Annotated in this window: 20 protein-coding genes; 13 read left to right on the forward strand and 7 right to left on the reverse strand. The window is 58.5% G+C overall.

From position 1 onward, the window contains the following. The first annotated feature begins 1 nt into the window (after position 1). On the forward strand, positions 2-1072 hold the full coding sequence (locus tag ABLN87_RS10930) for a polyprenyl synthetase family protein (RefSeq protein WP_353010086.1): 1071 nt from the start codon (positions 2-4) through the stop codon (positions 1070-1072). 9 nt (positions 1073-1081) lie between these two features. Here ABLN87_RS10930 and ABLN87_RS10935 read toward each other — a convergent pair whose 3' ends face one another. The 3 genes from ABLN87_RS10935 to ABLN87_RS10945 form a co-directional block, all read right to left on the reverse strand. Then, positions 1082-1546, reverse strand: a complete 465-nt coding sequence (locus ABLN87_RS10935; protein WP_353010089.1) for a hypothetical protein — start codon at positions 1544-1546, stop codon at positions 1082-1084. 119 nt (positions 1547-1665) lie between these two features. Continuing rightward, on the reverse strand, positions 1666-2355 hold the full coding sequence (locus tag ABLN87_RS10940) for an RES family NAD+ phosphorylase (RefSeq protein WP_353010091.1): 690 nt from the start codon (positions 2353-2355) through the stop codon (positions 1666-1668). Beyond that, the gene (locus ABLN87_RS10945) at positions 2352-2861 is read right to left on the reverse strand and encodes an MbcA/ParS/Xre antitoxin family protein (protein WP_353010093.1); all 510 of its coding nucleotides are present in this window, start codon (positions 2859-2861) and stop codon (positions 2352-2354) included. Before ABLN87_RS10945 ends, ABLN87_RS10940 begins: the two co-directional genes overlap by 4 nt. Before the next feature lie 143 nt (positions 2862-3004). On the opposite strand from ABLN87_RS10945, the gene ABLN87_RS10950 reads away from it, so the two are divergent. Further along, on the forward strand, positions 3005-3790 hold the full coding sequence (locus tag ABLN87_RS10950) for an ABC transporter permease subunit (RefSeq protein ID WP_353010095.1): 786 nt from the start codon (positions 3005-3007) through the stop codon (positions 3788-3790). 12 nt (positions 3791-3802) lie between these two features. Here the strand turns inward: ABLN87_RS10950 and ABLN87_RS10955 are convergent, their stop codons facing one another. The 4 genes from ABLN87_RS10955 to ABLN87_RS10970 form a co-directional block, all read right to left on the reverse strand. Further along, entirely contained in the window at positions 3803-4441 is a 639-nt protein-coding gene (locus tag ABLN87_RS10955) for a hypothetical protein (protein WP_353010098.1), read from the reverse strand. Beyond that, complete coding sequence (locus tag ABLN87_RS10960; RefSeq protein WP_353010268.1) at positions 4438-5214, reverse strand: ATP-binding cassette domain-containing protein; 777 nt, start codon at positions 5212-5214, stop codon at positions 4438-4440. Before ABLN87_RS10960 ends, ABLN87_RS10955 begins: the two co-directional genes overlap by 4 nt. Further along, positions 5214-6287, reverse strand: coding sequence for an ABC transporter permease (locus ABLN87_RS10965; RefSeq protein WP_353010101.1), 1074 nt, complete (start codon positions 6285-6287; stop codon positions 5214-5216). The genes ABLN87_RS10960 and ABLN87_RS10965 overlap by 1 nt, the downstream gene beginning before the upstream one ends. A gap of 113 nt (positions 6288-6400) precedes the next feature. Further along, entirely contained in the window at positions 6401-7417 is a 1017-nt protein-coding gene (locus ABLN87_RS10970) for a sugar ABC transporter substrate-binding protein (protein ID WP_170535148.1), read from the reverse strand. Between the two features lie 179 nt (positions 7418-7596). On the opposite strand from ABLN87_RS10970, the gene ABLN87_RS10975 reads away from it, so the two are divergent. The 11 genes from ABLN87_RS10975 to ABLN87_RS11025 all read left to right on the forward strand — a co-directional run bounded on the left by ABLN87_RS10975 (position 7597) and on the right by ABLN87_RS11025 (position 20336). Then, positions 7597-8796, forward strand: coding sequence for an ROK family transcriptional regulator (locus ABLN87_RS10975; RefSeq protein WP_417750395.1), 1200 nt, complete (start codon positions 7597-7599; stop codon positions 8794-8796). A gap of 133 nt (positions 8797-8929) precedes the next feature. Beyond that, the gene (locus tag ABLN87_RS10980) at positions 8930-9931 is read left to right on the forward strand and encodes a Gfo/Idh/MocA family protein (protein ID WP_353010104.1); all 1002 of its coding nucleotides are present in this window, start codon (positions 8930-8932) and stop codon (positions 9929-9931) included. Then, positions 9931-11502: an acyl CoA:acetate/3-ketoacid CoA transferase gene (locus ABLN87_RS10985; protein ID WP_353010106.1), complete on the forward strand. Its 1572-nt coding sequence runs from the start codon at positions 9931-9933 to the stop codon at positions 11500-11502. The genes ABLN87_RS10980 and ABLN87_RS10985 overlap by 1 nt, the downstream gene beginning before the upstream one ends. After that, positions 11499-12266 carry an enoyl-CoA hydratase/isomerase family protein gene (locus ABLN87_RS10990; protein ID WP_353010108.1) on the forward strand — a complete coding sequence of 256 codons (768 nt, stop codon included), beginning with the start codon at positions 11499-11501 and terminating at the stop codon, positions 12264-12266. The genes ABLN87_RS10985 and ABLN87_RS10990 overlap by 4 nt, the downstream gene beginning before the upstream one ends. A 5-nt stretch (positions 12267-12271) precedes the next feature. Then, positions 12272-13795 (forward strand): aldehyde dehydrogenase family protein, encoded by a 1524-nt coding sequence (locus ABLN87_RS10995; protein ID WP_353010111.1) that lies wholly within the window; start codon positions 12272-12274, stop codon positions 13793-13795. A gap of 65 nt (positions 13796-13860) precedes the next feature. Next, positions 13861-15102 (forward strand): ABC transporter substrate-binding protein, encoded by a 1242-nt coding sequence (locus ABLN87_RS11000; protein ID WP_353010272.1) that lies wholly within the window; start codon positions 13861-13863, stop codon positions 15100-15102. A gap of 98 nt (positions 15103-15200) precedes the next feature. Next, positions 15201-16094: a carbohydrate ABC transporter permease gene (locus tag ABLN87_RS11005; RefSeq protein WP_353010114.1), complete on the forward strand. Its 894-nt coding sequence runs from the start codon at positions 15201-15203 to the stop codon at positions 16092-16094. After that, complete coding sequence (locus ABLN87_RS11010; RefSeq protein ID WP_353010117.1) at positions 16094-16975, forward strand: carbohydrate ABC transporter permease; 882 nt, start codon at positions 16094-16096, stop codon at positions 16973-16975. The genes ABLN87_RS11005 and ABLN87_RS11010 overlap by 1 nt, the downstream gene beginning before the upstream one ends. A 6-nt stretch (positions 16976-16981) precedes the next feature. Continuing rightward, complete coding sequence (locus ABLN87_RS11015) at positions 16982-18094, forward strand: ABC transporter ATP-binding protein (protein ID WP_353010120.1); 1113 nt, start codon at positions 16982-16984, stop codon at positions 18092-18094. Beyond that, positions 18091-19581: a GMC family oxidoreductase gene (locus ABLN87_RS11020; protein WP_353010123.1), complete on the forward strand. Its 1491-nt coding sequence runs from the start codon at positions 18091-18093 to the stop codon at positions 19579-19581. Before ABLN87_RS11015 ends, ABLN87_RS11020 begins: the two co-directional genes overlap by 4 nt. Then, a complete protein-coding gene (locus ABLN87_RS11025) occupies positions 19578-20336 on the forward strand; it encodes a 3-ketoacyl-ACP reductase (RefSeq protein WP_353010125.1) in 759 nt (252 codons plus the stop codon). Before ABLN87_RS11020 ends, ABLN87_RS11025 begins: the two co-directional genes overlap by 4 nt. Positions 20337-20345 lie beyond the last annotated feature (9 nt).

Raw genomic sequence — 20345 nt, forward strand, 5'->3', positions numbered from 1 at the left:
GGTGGGCGCATCAACCGCGCAATTGGATCCGGCGGCAACGCAGGGTTTTCTTGAGCAACTGACCCGCTATGGGGATCAGGCGCGTCAGGCGTTGATGGCGCGTTTGCCCTTGAGCGAGCCGCAGGACTATCTGTACGGCCCGATGCGCGACTACATCGAAACCTCTGGCAAAGGCTTGCGCCCCGCGCTGCTGCTGGCCACATGCGAGGCGTTCGGGGGTAAAACCGATGACGCTATGGTCTCGGCTTCGGTGATCGAGCTGCTGCACAATGCCTTTCTGATCCATGATGACATCGAAGATGTCAGCGACTTCCGGCGGGGCAGGGAGTGCATGCATAAACGCCTTGGCGTACCGATGGCCATCAATACCGGCGACGGTATGCAGGCGATGGCCTTACGTATGTTGCGCGACAATCTTGACCCCCTCGGTCCGGAAACATCTGCCCGCGTTCTGGATGAGTTTGACCACCTTCTGATGCAATCTATCGAAGGCCAGGCGATTGAACTTGGCTGGATCCGGGACAATCGGCTGGATGTGACCCCTGCCGACTATCTGAACATGTGTCTGAAAAAAACCTGCTGGTACAGCTTCATCCATCCGATGCGGATTGGGGCGCTGATCGCACGACCGGAAGATGTCGCCTCGGGCAAGCTCAATTTGGACGACTTCAACGCGTTTGGCTTCTTTCTGGGTGCTGCATTTCAGATACAGGATGATGTTCTGAACCTTGTCGGCAGTCAGGACAAATATGGTAAGGAAATCGGCGGCGATATCTACGAAGGCAAACGGACCTTGATGCTGAGCCAGTTGAGCCAGCATGGTGAAACGCGCGAGAAAGACCGGTTGACTCAATTCCTGTCCAACCCAAGGCAAGACAGGTCAGCCCATGATGTAGACTGGGTACTGGATCGGATGCATCACTATGGATGCGTCGAATATGCGCAACGTGGCGCAGATGATCTGTTACAATCCGCCCGTCAGGAATTCGAACATGTCTTTGCTGGCGCTGAGGGCGGGCCGCGTGCTTTCCTGGGTCAGTTCATGGATTATCTTGTCGAAAGGCAGGTCTAGCGGGCGAGATCACCCGTCCACAATCTCGAAGATCACCACCATGGCAGATGTCTCTGACCCAAAGCTGTGAACCCGCCCGTGATAACGGCCCGGTTCGGCCAGATCATGCACCGTCAGTATGACGCGCACTTCACCCACTTCGCCCGGTGCAAGCCGCACCGCTGGTGGGTCGACACGCAGCCGATCTGCCGGGATCACCGCCCCGTCCTCATTGGTCAGATCACCGGGTTCAAACCGCAACTCCACCGTTTCACCATCAGCCGGGGCTGCAACCGATAAAACAATTGTTCCTTTGCTGCCCGGTGTGCAAACCGTGCGGCATTGAAACGGCCCGTCCAGCGGCAGTTTCTGACCACTTTCCGCATCCAATACGCGCCGGGCCAGTTCAGATATCGGTGTCTGATCCGACACAGGCGCAGTCGGGGCGACGGCGTCAATCATGCTGGCATAGGGTTTTCGCTCAAAATAAGGCATGTCTAAATGTGCACCGGTCGCGGCGGTCAGTAAATAGGATTCTCGCTGAATTTACTTGGAAATTGCGGTTTTCAGTCGAACCCGATCAGTTCAGTTTGATGCGACTTTTACCGCGCCACCTACCGAAGCTCTTCAACGGTGACTTTACCGCTCGGCCGCACATCAATCTCAAAATGACGAGCCTGCACAACATCCTGCACAGCAGGCGGCACAAAACAAACCCAGTTCTCATGACCCGGTCGGCGCACACTTTCGTACCGGATACCTACGCGCGCAACTCCGGGCCCTGTCTGCCGAACATAGTCGCCAAAACGTTGAGGGGTAGGATAGGTCGCATCATCGGGGTCATGAAACTCGGGGTGTCGACCGAAAACATCGACAAAGGTTCCAACCAACCGCGCCTCATACTCCCGATAGGCTTCGCGCTTATGCGTCAAACCAGACAAGGCGATTTCCTTGCGCAACCCATTGGCAACCTCGAGCACCGAGGTCATAAGGTCGGTCGCGGCATACCATGCCCCCAAAACCGCTGAGGTAAAGCGCATGCCCGTGACCGACCCGTGCAGAAACGAGGACATGACAATGCTTGCATTCGGTCGACCATAGACCCATTGCGACCGATCCAGCCGCGACAGGCGCGTGGCCACCAGCCGGTCATTGGTCCAGCCTTCAAGCTCAAAGATATCCGCGAGATCGTCCTCGCTGGTCACGGCCTCGAAGGCTGGAACAGGGGGAAACCGGGTTGGGATGATACGACGGGTGTGTGTTGGGGCTTGCGCGCCGGGATAGGCGGTCAAATCCCAGCTCACAGAAAGACCACATCGTCTTCGGCAACCAGCTCGAAACTGCCCTCGGGCGCACCATGACCCATCTGACCCCCGCGCCAGGCATCCAGATACCGGCGCACACTCATCATTCCGTCCTGCCCGCCGTCGACAATCAGGTCCAGCGGCGCGGACCCGGCAAAGATCGTTCCCTGATGCGAGCTGCTCAGCCATTTCACGGCCTGATCCTGATCCAGAAACAGGATCGCCAGGGCCTTGTAGATTCCCAGAACAGCTGAAATGCGCACCAGAGTGTCAAAGGGCAAAGAAATCGGTTTGTGATCCACAGCTTTCTTGATCCAGGCATGATAGGTCGACCGACCAGGATGCCCCAGCGCCGCGATTCTTTGTGCCTCGCTCAGCTCCCAAGCTTCGGCGATGTTACGAAATGTACGCAGCCCTGGCCCGCTGAGACGCGCGCGATCAGCCGTGCCAACCGGGATCAGTAGCGGGGCTGTTGCAATATCCTGCGGTAGGGATGCGATTTCCATGGCTCAATGTCCTATCATGGATATAATGTCTATATATAGACAACATGTTTGGAAATCAACCATCGCGCGCGTTGACCACGCAGGCCGGTTTGCCTATCCCGTCTAGGCCGAAGGACGCAAAGACAAAGAGATTGGGCAGTAGCTTGAATAAAACCAGCCTTCTGGACCATGCAATCCTGATGATCGGCGCGGTTGTGATGACTGGTCCAATTGTGGTTTTGGGCTGGCAACTGGTGGCCAGCGTCGGTGTGGAACAGCTGGGCGCGCTATTCACGAATCTTTGGATCAACGGCGTCAGTAGCAATGCGATCAGCGCTGGCGCAATGCTGTGGAACTCATTGGTTGTGGCCATTGGCGTTGCTATTCTGAAATGCACCGTTTCCGTGCTGGCGGCCTATGCATTGGTGTTTTTTCGCCTGAGGTTGAGCAACCTGATCTTCGGAGTAACCCTGTTGGCTATGTTCTTTCCAATCGAAAGCCGTATGCTGCCTACTTTTGCAGTGACCAGCGATTTAGGACTTCTGAACTCCTACGCCGGGATGATCCTACCCGTCACCGCCAGCGGGCTGGGCGTGTTGGTTCTGAACCAGTTCCTAAGGCAGATTCCTGTGGAACTGATGGAGGCTGCCCGAATGGACGGTGCAGGGCCAATGCGCTTTTTTCGCGATACGGTGCTGCCCCTGTCCCTGCCGATGATTGCTGCTCTGTTTGCGATCCTGTTTGTATTCGGCTGGAACCAATACGCTTGGCCAATCATCATCACGACCACCAGCCTGACACATAGCACACTGGTCAGCGGAATGACCTATGCCGGGGTGGGCAGCCCATCCGGAATGGCGCTGGCCTTGATGGCCTTGGGGCCACCGGCCATTGTCTTGTTGCTGGTTCAGCGCCATCTCGTGCGGACCCTGACCGCTGGAATTCACTAACAGCGGGGCGGCTTAGCTTAGAACCAGATCAGCGAGGCGCGAATTTGATAGAATGCGTTTTGCGTTCGGGATGTCATTGGCGAATGCCCGATCTCTGGCCGCGTCTGGGGGCAGACCATGATCAAGCCAACGCTGTTGCAGCCGAATTTCGAGCGTTTCGAGATCAACATCGAGGAAAACACTCAGCGCCCAATGCTCGGACAGATCCGACCAGCCGGGTTCTTGCAGCAACAAATAATTGCCTTCGACCAGAATAAGCTGCTGATCAGGTGTCACCAACGCACGGGCGGCGATGGATTTGTCGATTTCGCGGTCAAACTCCGGGACGGCAACCTCGCCCTCAGTCAACAATCGGTGCAGCAAGGCTTGAAACCCTGCTACATCGAATGTCTCAGGCGCGCCTTTGCGAGGAAGCAGATCGCGGCCGGAAAGAATGGCGTTGTCATAGTGAAATCCGTCCATCGACACGAGACCTGTCGCGACCCCTTGTTGCTGCAAAAGATCACGCGACAGCGCTGCAACGGTTGATTTCCCTGCCCCCGGCGGACCTGCAATTGCCACCAGATTTCGCGTCTGAGACTGTGGCAACGCCCGGACTGCTTCGGCAATACGATGCGCCAGTGTCAGCGCACTAGAGCGGTCATTGCTCACGCCCCCATGCCTTCACTCGGGGGTTCTTTGGCACCGGTCATGAAGGCCACTGCGTCCGACATGGTGTGGTCTTTGGGATCAATGACACAAAGCCGTTTGCCAAGACGATGAACATGAATGCGGTCTGCGACTTCGAACACATGGGGCATATTGTGGCTGATCAGAATGATCGGAATGCCGCGCGATTTCACATCCTGGATCAGTTCCAGAACCCTGCGACTTTCTTTGACGCCAAGCGCCGCTGTCGGCTCGTCCAGAATGATGACCTTCGATCCAAAGGCTGCGGCACGCGCTACGGCGACGCCCTGGCGCTGACCGCCCGACAGCGTCTCAACCGCCTGATTGATGTTCTGGATGGTCATCAAGCCCAGCTCGCTCAGCTTGTCGCGCGCGAATTTTTCCATCGCCGGCCGATCGAGCATGCGAAAGAGCGACCCCATCGGGCCCTTGCGCCGAATTTCGCGCCCCATGAACATGTTGTCAGCAATTGACAGGGCGGGGGACATGGCCAGCGTCTGATAAACCGTTTCAATCCCGGCTTCGCGCGCATCGATGGGTGAGTGAAAATGGACCTTCTGCCCATCCAGCCAGACATCGCCTTCATCTGGAGTGACCGCACCCGAAACCGCCTTGATGAGCGTGGATTTACCTGCGCCGTTATCCCCGATCACCGCCAGGATCTCACCCGGCATCAGGTCAAAGTTACACTGGTCCAGTGCTGTGACCTTGCCGTAGCGTTTTACAAGGTTGCGTCCTTTGAGAATGGGTTCCATCAGGCTGATACCTTTCTGATCCATTGGTCGACCGCGACCGCTGCAATGATGAGGATACCGATCAACAGGAAGGTCCATTGCGCATCCGCCCCTAGCAGGCGCAGACCCAGCGTGAACACCCCAACGATGAGCGCCCCAAATAGCGACCCTAAGATCGAGCCACGTCCGCCGAACAGAGAGATGCCACCAATTACGACCGCTGTTATACTTTCGATATTCGCGAGTTGGCCCGAGGTCGGCGATACGGAACCGATGCGACCAATCAAGGCCCAGCCCGCAAAGGCGCAGATCAGACCGGATAGCATATAGACGGACATCAAGGTGCGATGCACATTAACACCGGACAGTTCAGCCGCTTCAGGATCATCGCCCACTGCGTAAACATGTCGCCCCCAGGCCGTATGCCTGAGCGCGTAGGCCAGCACCAATATAAGCACCAACATGAAGACCACGCCGACCGTAAAGACGGCACCGCCTATGTTGAACTTTTCGCCAAATATTTGAAGGATTGGCGCGTTTGCCTCGATGTCTTGCGACCGGATCGTTTCGTTCTGCGAATACAGGAAATTCGCCGCCAGAACGATCTGCCACATACCCAGCGTTACGATGAAAGGCGGCAGTTTGATCCGGCTGACCAGATAGCCATTGATCGCGCCGATCATAGTCCCAACCGCCAGGCCACAGACAATCGCGACTGTGGGTGGCAGTCCATAGCGAAAGGTGAATTGCCCCATCACCACCGATGACATGACCATGATTGCACCCACGCTCAGGTCAATGCCAGCGGTCAGGATGACAAGGCTTTGCGCGGCGGCGACGATGCCAACGATTTGAACCTGCTGCAGGATCAGTGTCAGCGCGAAGGGTGAGAAGAACTTCGAACCCAAAAGCAACCCGAATATGATAATGGCAACCACAAGGACGATCAGCGGAACAAGTGACGGGTTCACGTGCAGGAAATGCTGAACCGTCCCGACAAATCCCCGGTGATGATCTTCAAACTCAGCGACCTGTTCCGGGCTGCCCTGTGCAGCAGATTCGAAATCATCGGAGTGTCGTGGCGTATCGGACATAAATGGATCCCCCAAGCGTCAAGAGTCCGTCTGCGGACCATTTTAGCAAGTTTTTTGGGTGAGAATGTGATGAGATGGCAGGAGGCCACTTCGCAGCCTCCTACATGATCAGTTTAGCCCCAGCAGAGGTTCATGCCTTCTTCGACCGTGATGGACTCGACCCCATCCGCAGCTGCGCCCGTGACAAGTGCGACGCCGGTGTCAAAAAAGTCCTTGCCCGGTGTGTTTTCAGGTTTCACGCCTTCATCGGCCCATTTCTTGACAGCTTCAACACCAAGTGAAGCCATCAGCAGCGGGTATTGCTGCGATGTTGCGCCGATCACGCCATCCGCCACGTTCTGAACGCCGGGGCATCCACCGTCGACAGAAACGATCAGCACGTCATTCTCACGTCCAATGGCTTTGAGCGCCTCATACGCGCCCGCGGCGGCTGGTTCGTTGATCGTATGGACCACATTAATCGTCGGATCTTTGGCCAGCAGGTTCTCCATCGCGCGGCGACCGCCTTCTTCGTTGCCAGCGGTCACATCGCTGCCAACCAGACGCGGATCATCTTCATCACCGATCACGTTGGGGTCGGCCAGATCAACACCAAACCCCTGCAGGAAACCCTGATTCCGCAAGACGTCCACTGTTGGTTGGCTTACAGCCAGATCCAATGTGGCGATCTTGGCGTCATTTGCGGCATCGCCCAGCGTTGCCTTGGCCCATTGGCCAATCAGCAGACCCGCCAAGAAGTTATCGGTGGCAAAGGTGGCATCCGCCGAGTCAATGGGCTCCAGCGGAGTATCCAGTGCAATCACCAGGACACCCGCGTCCCGCGCTTGCTGTACGGCGGGGACGATCGATGAGGTATCAGAGGCCGTCAGAAGAATGCCTTTGGCGCCGTCCAGAATGCAGGTCTCAATCGCCTGAACCTGGGTCTCGTGGTCGCCATCCACCTTGCCCGCAAAGGCTTTGAGCGTCATGCCAAGTTCTTCTGCTTTGGCAGTCGCACCCTCTTTCATCTTCACAAAGAAGGGGTTGGTATCGGTCTTGGTGATCAAACATACGGTGGTATCTGCAAACGCACTGCCCGCTGTGACTGTCAACGCCAAAGCTGTCGCGCCTGCGAAAGTCGCAAGTTTCATGAAGTATCCTCCCAGTTTCTCCCATGCCATGTCGGCATATGCGCAATCGGCCGGGTTGGGGCTGATCACACCCGAAAACCATCACAAGAATCTCAAAATGAGTCAATAAATAAATCACTCTTATTTATTATTGACAGCATGACCGCTTATTCTCATCCTTTGAACGGGGAGGATCATTCGTGTCTGTTGAAGCGTCTCAGGGCGGTACACCTTTGGATCGGGTGTCAGAGGTGCGCGGCACAAATCAAAGCGGGATGCGCGCGCGCAATGAGCGTTTGGTCCTGACTCTGGTCCGCAGGCACGAAGCACTGGCAAAGGCCGAGATTGCGCGAATGACAGGCCTGTCCGCCCAGACCGTTTCGGTGATCATGCGACAGCTTGAAAAAGACGGGCTCTTGCTGCGGGGTGAGCCTGTGCGGGGCAAGGTCGGCCAGCCATCAATCCCGATGCGCCTCAACCCGGAGGGGGCTCTGTTTTTCGGGCTAAAAATCGGGCGACGCAGCACTGAGCTGGTATTGATCGACTTTCTAGGCCGGGTGCTCATGCATGAGCGGCAGACCTATGAATACCCGCAACCACAGGCAACGTTGAACTTTGCCAAAAAGGCCTTAGACCAGATGATGTCCGCGCTGACATCTGAGGCCCAAGACCGCATCGCCGGGCTGGGAATCGCCATGCCGTTTTACCTGTGGGATTGGGCCCAGACCTTGCAGGTACCGCAGGAAGAAATGGACCCTTGGCGCACAGCCGACATCCAGTCGGAACTGGCAGATATCTATGATTTTCCGGTGTTTCTGCAAAACGACGCCACTGCCGCCTGCGGGGCCGAACTTGTATTTGGGCCAACGGGTGGCCCACGTGATTTTCTGTATTTCTACGTCGGATACTTCATAGGCGGGGGCATAGTCTTGAATGGCGCGATCTATTCGGGCCGTGGAAATGCGGGCGCTTTGGGTCCGATGCCAGTCGCAATCGGGGCCGGTGACGTGAAGCCTTTGATCGACCTCGCCAGCCTCTATACGCTTGAACGCACCATTGCGGGGGAGGGTCAAACCGCGGGGCTAATTTGGGAGTCTACCGATCACTGGGACATCCCAAAGGAGGAATTGAACAGCTGGCTGCACCATGCGGCGATTGGGCTGGCCCATGCGATTGTGTCTTCGTGCAGCCTGATCGATTTTGAATGCGTCAAAATCGATGGCTGGATGCCCGCCGATGTCAAAGAACAGCTGATCACCAAGGTCGAATCACAAATCCTGCGTCTCAACCTTACTGGCTTAGAACGACCGGCGATTGCAGCTGGTACCGTGGGTCCGAATGCGCGATCGCTCGGTGCGGCCAGCTTACCTTTGTCCGAGCGATACTTGGTAGAAGCCTAGACCTGCCAACAAGAAACCAGACTGAAAGCGACGCGAAACTCACACCAAAAGAGTCGGTTCCAAGATTCATCTTGATCATTATGGAACGTTCCAGTAAGCATACTTCTGGAACGTTCCAGTAATGAGGGCTGCAATGAACTGGGTATTTGTGGGGGCAAGCACGATTGCGTCACAACACATGTTGAACGCCGTGCGAAAGCAGCCTGGCAATGATGTCACTTGGGTTGTCAGCACATCACCCGATCGGGTGGGGGTCTGGGCCAAGGATCACAGCATTGCAAACGCCACGACCAATCTAGCCGAAGCGCTCGCTGACCCGGACATGCAGGCGGTCTACATCTCATCAACCAATGAAAAGCACCATGCCCAGGCTATGGCTGCGATTGCCGCCGGCAAGCATGTTCTGTGTGAAAAACCCCTTGGAATAACGCAGGCTGAAGCGGTCGAAATGGTCCGTGCGGCAGAAGCCGCTGGTGTCATTTTTGGCACAAACCACCACCTGCGCTGCTCGGGCACCCATCGCGCGATCCGTGATCTCATCGCGACGGGCCGCGTTGGCAAAGTGCTGTCGCTGCGCATTCATCACGCGGTTCACCTGCCGGGCCACTTGCAGGGCTGGCGGATCAATGACGCGGGCGCCGGTGGCGGCGTGATACCCGACATCGTCGTGCATGACGCGGACGTCACCAGGTTCCTGCTACAGGAAGACCCGACGAGCGTTGTGGCGCAGATGACAAGTTCCGGCATGGGGCAGGGGGTCGAGGATTCCTGCATGTCGGTCTGGACCATGCCCTCGGGCGCGATGGTGATGACCCATGAGAGCTTTACACACCCCTTCGCCGGTTCCGGGCTTCAGGTGCACGGGACAGAAGGATCGATCTTTGCTAACGGCGTCATGACCCAGCAGCCGGTTGGTGAAATCACGCTCGTTACCGGCGCGGGCACCGAGGTCATTCCCTATTCCAACCATGACCTTTACGTGCAGGGCGTTTCCGAATTTGTCGCTGCCTCAGCAGGGCAGGGGCGCCCTGCCGCAGATGGCTCGGATGGGGTCAGATCCCTGTCCGTCGCGCTCAGCGTACGCGAGGCAGCGGCAACCGGGCAGCGCGTTGACATCGACTATGGTGGCTTCTGATGAGCAAGCTAGTTCCTGCCTCTGATGCCGTCTCCCGCATCCCGGATGAAGCGATTGTCACAGTCTCATCCTCATCGGCACTGGGGTGCCCCGATCTGGTTCTGAAAGCCATGGGCGAACGGTTCCAAGCCGAGGGGCACCCGCGCAATATCACAACGATGCACCCGATTGCTGCGGGGGACATGTATGGCGTCAAGGGTATGGAATATCTGGCGCACGACGGACTGCTGACCCGCGTGCTGGCCGGATCGTACCCCTCGGGACCGTCCAGCCTTGAGATGCCGGAAATCTGGAAGATGATCGTCGAAGATCGTGTGGCCGCCTACAACGTGCCGTCGGGGATCATGTTCGACATGCACCGCGAAGCCGCAGCGCGGCGTCCGGGTGTGCTGACTCAGGTCGGGCTCGATACGTTCGTGGACCCGACCCGTGAGGGTTGCGCGATGAATGAACGCGGTGCTGCCGCACCCATCGTGCAGCGCGCCGAATTTGGCGGCCAGACCTGGCTGCACTTCCCGAACATCATCCCGACTGTCTGCATCCTGCGCGCCACCACGGCGGATGAATTCGGCAACCTGACTTATGAGCATGAAGGGGCCTATCTGGGTGGGCTGGAACAGGCCATCTGCGTGCGCAACCATGGCGGTCTGGTGATCGCGCAGGTTCAGCGGGTGACTGCCGAGGGCAGCCTGCGTCCCCATGACGTGCGCGTGCCGGGCCATCTGGTGGATCTGATCGTCGAGGACCCGGATCAGAAACAGACCACAGAAACGCCCTATGACCCCGCCATCTCGGGCCAAATCATGCGCCCGTGGGACAGTTTCGCATTGGCCGAACACGGGGTCGAAAAGGTGATCGCCCGCCGCGCCGCGATGGAATTGCGCGCGGGGATGAGCGCCAATCTGGGCTTTGGCATCAGCGCCATGGTGCCCCGTATTCTGCTGGAGGAAGGACATCCCAAGGCAGTCACATGGGCCATCGAACAAGGGGCTGTTGGCGGAGTACCGCTGACCGGTTTCGCCTTTGGTTGTGCGTCTAACGCGCATGCCTACGTGCCTTCGCCGCAGCAGTTCATCTACTTTCAGGGAGGCGGGTTCGATATGTCCTTCCTCTCCTTCCTTGAGGTTGATGTCGAGGGCAATGTGAATGTCTCGAAACTGAGCAAGAAACCGTATCTGACCGCCGGGTGCGGCGGCTTTGTCGATATCACCGCAGGCGCGAAAAAGATCGTCTTTTCGGGCTGGTTCGAGGCTGGCGCCAAGATCGAACTGGGCCCGGATGGGATCAGCGTCGCGGCCCCCGGAAAGTTCACCAAGATGGTGGATCAGGTGGAACACGTCACCTTCTCGGGCCGCCGGGCGCGCGAGCTTGGGCAGGATGTGATCTACGTGACTGAGCGCTGTGTCATCCGCCTGACCGATCAGGGGCTGGTCGCGACCGAGATCATGCCGGGCATCAACACGCAGCGGGATATTGTGGCAGCCTCGGACGGGCGCGTGACGGTAGCCGAAAACGCGGCCCTGATGCCGAAGTCCCTGTTCACCGAAGGCCCGATGGGAATGGCAGTATGAGCGGGATTGGCTTTCATATCGACGGGGCCACCGCCATCCTGACGCTGGATAACCCGTCCAAGCTGAACGCGTTGACCATCGACATGCTGGATGCGCTTGAAGCGCATGTGCAGCAGATCGAGCGGGACAATGCGATCCGGTCTCTGGTGCTGACCGGGGCCGGAGAACAGGCGTTTTGCTGTGGCGCGGATATCGGTGCCTGGGGGGGGCTGAGCCCAGCAGAGTTTGCACGGCATTGGGTGCGGGACGGGCACCGGATTTTCGACCGCCTCGCACGGCTTGGCAAGCCAACGATTGCCGCGATCAACGGCCATGCATTCGGAGGCGGGCTGGAGCTGGCCAGTTGCTGTGATCTGCGTCTGATGGCGCCGCGCGCAACTCTGGCGTTGCCCGAGGCGCGGATCGGCATTGTTCCGGGTTGGTCGGGCACACAGCGCGTGGCGCGGCTGATCCCCGAAGGCGCGATCAAGGAAATGGCCTTGTTCGGTCGCCGTATTGGCGCAGACCGCGCGGTTGCTTTGGGCTATGCCGCCGAAGTTGCTGACGATGTCCTGACCCGCGCGCTTGAGATCGCCAGCGAGGCACAGGCTCTGTCCCCGCGCGCCACCGAGATCGCCAAGAACATGATCCACGCGGCGATCGGCGAAGATTCGGCAGCCGCGATCGAGGCGCTTGGCAGCGATGCTGCGGCGGCCTCAGCCGATCGGGACGAAGGTGTCGCAGCCTTCATGGAAAAACGTAACCCTCAGTTTTCAGGGCTTTGACGCATATGAAAGACCTCACGATCAACCCTGCGATCCCGATTACCCTGCCCGAGATGTTCGAAGGCCGTCATCTGATCAACGGCGCATGGCAAAGCAGCGCGTCTGGTGAAACGTTCGAACGCCGCTCGCCCTCGCACGGACATGTTGTCAGCCGGTCGGCGCTTGGTGGCGAGGCCGAGGCCGAAGCGGCCATCGCCGCAGCCCGAACCGCATTTGACAGCGGCATCTGGAGCCGCGCGTCGGGCAAAGACCGCGCGACAGTACTACTGAAAGTGGCTGATCTGATCGAACAAAACGTCGACCGCATCGCTGTGATCGAAACACTGGAAAGCGGCAAGCCGATCAGCCAGTCCAAAGGTGAGGTTGGGGGTGCCGCCGATCTGTGGCGCTATGCAGCGTCTTTGGCCCGCAGCACGCATGGCGACAGCCACAACACGCTGGGTGCTGACATGATGGGCTTGGTACTGAAAGAACCCATCGGTGTCGTGTCGATCATCACGCCCTGGAATTTCCCTTTCTGGATTCTCAGCCAGAAACTGCCATTTGCATTGGCGGCTGGTTGCACGGCAGTGGTGAAACCCTCCGAAATGACGCCTTCGACTACTCTGATGCTGGGCGAACTGTTGATTGAGGCTGGATTGCCCGCAGGTGTCTGCAACATTGTGCTGGGCTATGGCCAACCGGTCGGCGGTACACTGTCCAGCCACGAGGCCGTAGACATGGTCAGCTTCACTGGCTCAACCACCGTGGGCAAAACCATCAGCAAGACGGCATCGGACACGCTCAAGAAGGTTGCGCTTGAGCTGGGTGGCAAGAACCCACAGGTGATCTTTCCCGATGCCAACCTGGATTCAGCCGCAGATGCGGTGGTGTTTGGCGTCTATTTCAATGTCGGTCAGTGCTGCAACTCCAGCAGTCGTATCATCGTGCACGAGGATATCGCGCAAGCCTTTGCCGACAAGGTGATTGCGCTGTCGCGGAAGGTGAAATTTGGCGATCCGTTGGACCCGAGCACGCAGGTCGGGGCGATTGTCACGCCCGAACACAACGCCAAGATCGATTCTTATGTCAAAGAGGCTCGATCCGCAGGCGCAACAATTGCCTTGGGCGGCGATCCTTTGAACGTTGAGGGGTTGGGCAACCAATTCTATCAACCGACCATTATAACCAATGTTCAACCTGATATGCCCATCGCACGCGACGAAGTCTTTGGCCCCGTGCTGTCGGTACTGACGTTCAAAACGCTGGACGAAGCCATTGAGATCATGAATGATAGCGCTCTCGGTCTTTCGGCAGGGGTCTGGAGCGAGAATGTCCATACTTGCCTCGACTTTGCCCGTCGCGCCCAGGCGGGGACGGTCTGGACCAATACCTGGATGGATGGGTTCCCCGAGGTCGCCTTCGGTGGCTACAAACAATCCGGTCAGGGCAGGGAGATTGGGCAATATGGGTTCGAGGAGTTTTTCGAGGTTAAATCTGTGGTGATGCGCATTGGCGATAGCCGGGCACCCTGGGTGCCGCAGGATTGAAACACGCGCCACGCGGCGCAGGAATAACAAAGATCGCATTAAGGGAGGAAACGAAAATGCGTAACATGCTGAAAACAAAGTCGGTCATCGTGGCCGGGCTTCTGTGCACATCCAGTCTTGCACAGGCGGAAGAGGTTGAGGTTTTGCACTGGTGGACCTCGGGTGGTGAGGCCGCAGCGCTGAACGTCCTTAAGGATGACCTGTCCGGTCAGGGCGTCGGCTGGACCGACATGCCGGTTGCCGGTGGTGGCGGTGAGCAGGCGATGACCGTTCTGCGTGCCCGTGTCACAGCTGGTAACGCACCGACCGCCGTTCAGGGTCTGGGTTTTGACATTCAGGACTGGGCCGCACAGGGGGCCTTGGCCGATCTGAACGAAGTGGCCGCGCAGGAAGGTTGGGACGCGGTTGTGCCAGATGCGCTGAAGGCCTTCGCTAAGCATGACGGCAAATGGGTTTCGGCCCCTGTGAACGTGCATTCGACCAACTGGGTCTGGGCCAACAAGGCGGTTCTGGACGCAAACGGTATTGCTCAACCTACCAATTGGGAAGAGTTCGTAGCTGCTGTTGAAGCGCTGAAAGCGGCTGGTGTAACACCAATTGCCCATGGTGGTCAGGCCTGGCAAGACGCAACTGTGTTTGATGCCGTTGCCATGTCGACCTTGGGCCCGGACGGCTACAAGGCGGCTTTCATCGATCTGGATGAAGAAACGCTGGGCGGCGATGCCATGAAAGAGGCGTTCGACCGCATGGCCTTTATCCGCGACAACGTAGACGAGAACTTCTCGGGCCGTGACTGGAACTTGGCGACTGCAATGGTCATCAATGGTGAGGCCGGTTTCCAGATGATGGGCGACTGGGCCAAGGGTGAGTTTCTGAATGCGGGTAAGGTGCCCGGTCAGGACTTCCTGTGCTTCCGCTTCCCCGGAACGGCAGATCAGGTCACCTTCAATGCGGACCAATTCATGATGTTCGATCAGGGCGGTTCCGTTTCGGCAGAACAGGCGGCGCTGGCCAGCGCGATCCTGTCTCCGTCGTTCCAGTCGGCCTTCAACGTGGTGAAGGGCTCGGTTCCCGCGCGGACCGATGTCAGCGACGCTGACTTTGACGACTGCGGCAAGCAGGGCATGAAGGATCTGGCGGCGGCTGCATCATCGGGCAACCTGTTTGGATCGATGGCCCATGGCCACGCGGCTCCGGCTTCGGTCAAGAACGCAGTCTATGACGTGGTAACGGCGCATTTCAACGGCGAATATGACAGCGAAACCGCTGTTGTCGAACTGGTCGACGCCGTGTCCATCGCCAAGTGATCACCTGATCCTCCCGACGGGGCGGCAAACATGCCGCCCTGTCACCAGCGGGCATACCCCGCTCCTCAGACACTTCCCCACTTGCAGGAGGGCGCGCCATGGCTGGCTCAGCCGACGCGGATTTCAAAACACGCCTTCAGAACTGGATCCCCAAGCTGGTCCTGTCCCCATCGCTGGCGATGATGATGGTCTTTGTGTACGGGTTCATCCTGTTTTCGGTGTACCTGTCCTTTACCGATAGCCGCATTCTACCGAGCTTTGGCTGGGTCGGCTGGGAAAATTACGACAAGCTCTGGCGGCTCAGTCATTGGGAAACCTCACTGATCAATATGGGGATTTTCGCAGGTCTCTACATCGTGATCTGCACCTGTATCGGGCTGGGTCTGGCGATCTTCCTTGACCAGAAAATTAGGGGCGAAGGGCTTTTGCGCCCAATTTACCTCTACCCAATGGCGCTGAGTTTCATTGTCACCGGCACTGCGTGGAAATGGTTCCTCGACCCGGGTATCGGCCTTGAAAACGTCATGCATACTTGGGGTTGGACCAGTTTCGAGTTCGACTGGATCAAGAACCGCGACTACGCGATCTATACGGTTGTTCTGGCGGCCGTCTGGCAGACCAGTGGATTTGTCATGGCCATGTTCCTGGCGGGTCTGCGCGGGATCGATAACGAAATTCTACGGGCGGCGCAGATGGATGGAGCCTCGAACTGGAACCTCTATCGCCGGATCATCATCCCGCAGTTGCGCCCCGCCTTCCTGTCGGCCTTTGTGATCCTCAGCCACCTTGCGATCAAGACGTTTGACCTTGTGATTGCATTGACTGGCGGCGGACCGGGACGCGCGACCGAGTTGCCCGCGACCTTCATGTATTCCTACACGTTCACCCGGAACCAGATGGGGATCGGCGCGGCCTCGGCCACGATCATGTTGATGACCATCGCGGCGATCATGATCCCCTATCTATACGCTGAATTGCGGGAGAAACGCTGATGTCCCAGGCAACTCAGGATACTGCAATTCGTACTGGTCGGGTCACGCGTGCCTTGATCTATGTGGTGCTGATCCTCTTCTCGCTGTTCTACCTTCTGCCGCTTTACGTCATGCTGTCGAACTCGGTGAAACCGCTAGAGGAGATCACTGGCGGCGGCATGATGAACTTGCCGCAGGTCTTTACCTTGGAGCCGTGGATCAAGGCATGGTCTTCGGCCCAGATCGGGGTCGAGCCAACGGGGCTGCGGCCATATTTCTGGAATTCGATCAAGATGGTTGTCCCAGCCGTCATTGTTTCGACCATTCTGGGTGCGCTGAACGGCTATGTGCTGACCAAATGGCGTTTCAAGTACGATACCATCCTGTTTGGCCTGATGCTGTTTGCCTGTTTCATTCCGTTCCAGATCGTTCTGATCCCGATGGCGCGGATGCTGGGCCTGATGGGTTTGGCAGGCACCACCTGGGGCTTGGCCCTGGTGCATGTGGTCTATGGGATTGGGTTTACCACGCTCTATTTCCGCAACTACTATGCCGTCTTCCCGACCGAGCTGATCCGGGCGGCGCAGATCGACGGAGCCGGGTTCTTCCAGATCTTCTGGCGCATCCTGTTGCCCAGTTCCGGGCCGATCGCAGTGGTATCGATCATCTGGCAGTTCACCAATATCTGGAACGACTTTCTGTTTGGTGCCTCCTTCGCCGACGCCAATAGCCAGCCGATGACGGTAGCGCTGAACAATCTGGTGCAGTCATCAACCGGTGTGAAGGAATACAATGTTCATTTCGCAGGCGCCATTCTGGCCGCCATGCCAACTCTGCTCGTCTACATCGTGGCCGGTCGATACTTCGTCCGCGGCCTGATGGCGGGTTCCGTGAAAGGATAAGGCCTCATGGGTTTTCTGGACATAGACAACGCAACCAAATCCTATGGGGCGGTTGAGGTTCTGCACAAGGTCGACATCTCTGTGCAGGAGGGAGAGTTCCTGGTGCTTGTCGGCCCTTCGGGCTGTGGCAAGTCGACCCTGCTGAACATGATCGCGGGGCTGGAAGAGATCACCAGCGGCGAGATCCGTATCAAAGATCAGGTGATGAATGGGGTGCACCCGTCGAACCGTAACATCGCCATGGTATTCCAAAGCTATGCTTTGTATCCGAACATGACGGTCGGGCAGAACATCACCTTCGGGCTTGAGATGCACGGCGTTCCAAAGCCCGAACGCGACAAGGCAATGCACGAAGTCGCCACTCTACTGCAGATCGAGCAGTTGCTGGACCGCAAGCCCGGCCAATTGTCAGGCGGTCAGCGTCAGCGCGTTGCCATGGGGCGCGCGTTGGTGCGGGAACCGGATGTGTTCCTGTTTGACGAGCCTCTGTCCAACCTCGACGCCAAGCTGCGTGTCGATATGCGGACCGAGATCAAGAAGCTGCATCAGAATCTTGGCACGACCATCGTTTACGTGACCCATGACCAGATCGAGGCGATGACCCTGTCCAGCCGCATCGCCGTGATGAATGGCGGCTATGTGCAGCAACTCGGAACCCCGCAGGAAATCTACGACACCCCGGCCAATATCTTTGTGGCAACCTTCATGGGCTCACCCGCAATGAACGTGATGCCCGCGAAAGTGGCCATGCTGAACGGTCGTCCCCATGCCGAGGTTGCCACCCATGATGGATCAATGGCGCAACTGCCGTTCAGCCAAGACAATCTGGCCGCTTGGGATGGGCGCGATATCCTGTTGGGCATCCGACCGGAAACCATCACCGATATGGATGGTGCAGACCGGAAATCCTCGAACATTGCGCAGATGACCAACCGGATTGTTGTTACCGAACCCGCAGGCTCGGACACCTTTGTCTCGATGCAGTTGGGGGGCCGCGATGTTATCGCCCGGATGCGCTCGGACGCTGAGGTTGCGGCGGGACAGGATTTCGACTTTGCCGTCAATATGGAAAAGGCCGTGGCCTTTGACCCGGAAAGCGAGATGCGGATTGTTCCGTGACAAACCCGGATGTCATAATCATCGGATCTGGGATCGGTGGGGCAACGCTGGCCGCAGCACTTGCCCCCTCGGGCCGCCGTATTCTGATCCTTGAGCGGGGAGAGCATCTGCGCCCGTCGCCCGTGGATCGGGACCCCAAGGCAATCTTTGGGCATGGGCATTTCCGCCCCGATGAAACTTGGCTGGATGGCGAAGGGCAGCCTTTCAGCCCGGGCAACTATTACTGCGTTGGCGGCAACTCGAAATTCTACGGCGCCGCCCTGATCCGCTACCGAGCCGAGGATTTTGAACCGCGCCAGCATATGGGCGGTCGCTCTCCTGGCTGGCCTCTTCGCTACGGAGATCTGGAACCGGACTACACGGCGGCTGAACAGCTTTATGCAGTGCGCGGAACCGCCGATGAGGACCCGACCGAGCCGCCGCCTAGCGGCGCTTACCCGCATCCTCCCGTGGCCGATGAGCCTGACATCGCGGATCTGCGCGCGCGTTTGCGCGGGGCGGGGCTGTCGCCCGCATCTGTCCCTTTGGGGGTGGATATCGACCGCTGGCTTTCGGCCGGGCAAACCACGTGGGATGCGTTTCCGAACACCTGCGGTGGCAAAATGGACGCCGAAACCTGCGCTCTGGCGGACGCCCTGAAGCATGAGAATGTCGAACTATTGACCAACGCACCCGCCGAAAAACTGCTGAGCGACAAGGACGGGCACATCGCAGGTGTTGAGGTCAAGGGGCACGGTACCCTGCACGCGCCGATGATCGTGTTATCTGCCGGGGCGGTTCAGTCCGCCGCGCTGTTGTTGAAATCCGCCAATGACAATTGCCCCGCCGGATTGGCGAACCGATCCGATCAGGTTGGGCGCAACTTCATGAACCACAATTGCTCGGCGGTTCTGGCTTTGCATCCGCTGCGCCGCAACCGCGCGGTCTATCAGAAGACGTTGATGTTCAACGACTACTACAATGATGACGGGCAGGGCGGCGCGCCGTTGGGCAATATTCAGATGCTGGGCAAGATCACTGGTCCGATCCTGGCGTCTCAGACCAGGCTTCCCGGCCCAGTAGCTGCGCTGATCGCAAACCGCAGCTTCGATTTCTACGCCATGTCCGAAGACCTGCCCAACCCCGACAGCCGGGTGACGATCACGGGTGACCAGATCCGGTTGGACTGGAAACGCTCGAACTGGCAGGCGCATGAGGCACTGGTGGCCAAGCTGAAACAGCACCTGCGCCGGGCTGGGTTTCCGATTGTCCTGTCGCGGCCCTTCGACCGGCGCACGCCCTCGCACCAATGCGGGACAGCCCGGATGGGGCGCGATCCAACCAGCAGCGTGGTGGACCCGTACTGCCGCAGCCATGACCACCGGAACCTGTTCATCGTTGACGCCTCGGTCCTGCCGACCTCGGCTGCCGTCAATCCGGCCCTGACCATCGCGGCGCTGGCCTTGCGCGCCGGTCGCCACATCTTAGAGACGGAGTTTGCAGCATGACCGGAGTTGCTTTGGTCACAGGGGGCCAGCAAGGCATCGGCCTTGGCATCTCGCGCGCATTAATCGCGGCTGGGTACAAGGTGGCGCTGGCGTCACGGTCTGCCCCGGACAAACCAGTGGTCCGGAACGCTTTGTCCGAATTGGGGCCGGGCGCGATCTATGTGCAGCATGATGTGTCCCAGATCGATCACGTGCCCGTTTTGTTGGATCAGGTCGAGGCCCAGCTAGGCCCAATCACCGCGCTGATCAACAACGCGGGCGTCGGTGCGCCGGCACGTGGCGACATGCTGAACCTGAAACCCCAGAACTGGGATTTCGTGCAGAACATCAACCTTCGCGGTGCCTTCTTTCTGGCGCAAGAGGTCGCGCGACGGATGTTGGCGCAACCTCAGGACCGCTACCGCTCCATCACCTTTGTCACCTCGGTCAGCGCCACGATGGTGTCTATCGAGCGCGCAGAATACTGCGTGTCCAAAGCCGCCGCCGCGATGATGGCGCAGCTGTTTGCGGTGCGGATGGCCCCGCACGGGATCGGCGTGTTCGAACTCCGCCCCGGCATCATCGCCACGGAAATGACGGCTGGTGTGCGCGACAAATACACCGACCGGATCGAAGGCGGGCTGGTGCCCGCCGCGCGGTGGGGTGAGCCGCAGGATATCGGCTCGGTCATCCTCCCCATCGTGGAAGGCCAGATACAATTCGCCACCGGGGCCGCGATCCCCGTCGATGGCGGGCTTTCGATCTCGCGCCTGTAAGGAACTCAG

This window comes from Ruegeria sp. SCP10 (assembly GCF_040329495.1).
Taxonomy (GTDB): domain Bacteria; phylum Pseudomonadota; class Alphaproteobacteria; order Rhodobacterales; family Rhodobacteraceae; genus Ruegeria.

What these genes read in the sequence shown, in the direction of transcription:
- ABLN87_RS10935 (WP_353010089.1), bottom strand. Translation starts at nt 1,546, where the DNA reads ATGCCTTATTTTGAGCGAAAACCCTATGCCAGCATGATTGACGCCGTC.
- ABLN87_RS10945 (WP_353010093.1), bottom strand. Translation starts at nt 2,861, where the DNA reads ATGGAAATCGCATCCCTACCGCAGGATATTGCAACAGCCCCGCTACTG.
- ABLN87_RS10960 (WP_353010268.1), bottom strand. Translation starts at nt 5,214, where the DNA reads ATGGAACCCATTCTCAAAGGACGCAACCTTGTAAAACGCTACGGCAAG.
- ABLN87_RS10965 (WP_353010101.1), bottom strand. Translation starts at nt 6,287, where the DNA reads ATGTCCGATACGCCACGACACTCCGATGATTTCGAATCTGCTGCACAG.
- ABLN87_RS10970 (WP_170535148.1), bottom strand. Translation starts at nt 7,417, where the DNA reads ATGAAACTTGCGACTTTCGCAGGCGCGACAGCTTTGGCGTTGACAGTC.
- ABLN87_RS10980 (WP_353010104.1), top strand. Translation starts at nt 8,930, where the DNA reads ATGAACTGGGTATTTGTGGGGGCAAGCACGATTGCGTCACAACACATG.
- ABLN87_RS10985 (WP_353010106.1), top strand. Translation starts at nt 9,931, where the DNA reads ATGAGCAAGCTAGTTCCTGCCTCTGATGCCGTCTCCCGCATCCCGGAT.
- ABLN87_RS10990 (WP_353010108.1), top strand. Translation starts at nt 11,499, where the DNA reads ATGAGCGGGATTGGCTTTCATATCGACGGGGCCACCGCCATCCTGACG.
- ABLN87_RS10995 (WP_353010111.1), top strand. Translation starts at nt 12,272, where the DNA reads ATGAAAGACCTCACGATCAACCCTGCGATCCCGATTACCCTGCCCGAG.
- ABLN87_RS11000 (WP_353010272.1), top strand. Translation starts at nt 13,861, where the DNA reads ATGCTGAAAACAAAGTCGGTCATCGTGGCCGGGCTTCTGTGCACATCC.
- ABLN87_RS11005 (WP_353010114.1), top strand. Translation starts at nt 15,201, where the DNA reads ATGGCTGGCTCAGCCGACGCGGATTTCAAAACACGCCTTCAGAACTGG.
- ABLN87_RS11010 (WP_353010117.1), top strand. Translation starts at nt 16,094, where the DNA reads ATGTCCCAGGCAACTCAGGATACTGCAATTCGTACTGGTCGGGTCACG.
- ABLN87_RS11015 (WP_353010120.1), top strand. Translation starts at nt 16,982, where the DNA reads ATGGGTTTTCTGGACATAGACAACGCAACCAAATCCTATGGGGCGGTT.
- ABLN87_RS11025 (WP_353010125.1), top strand. Translation starts at nt 19,578, where the DNA reads ATGACCGGAGTTGCTTTGGTCACAGGGGGCCAGCAAGGCATCGGCCTT.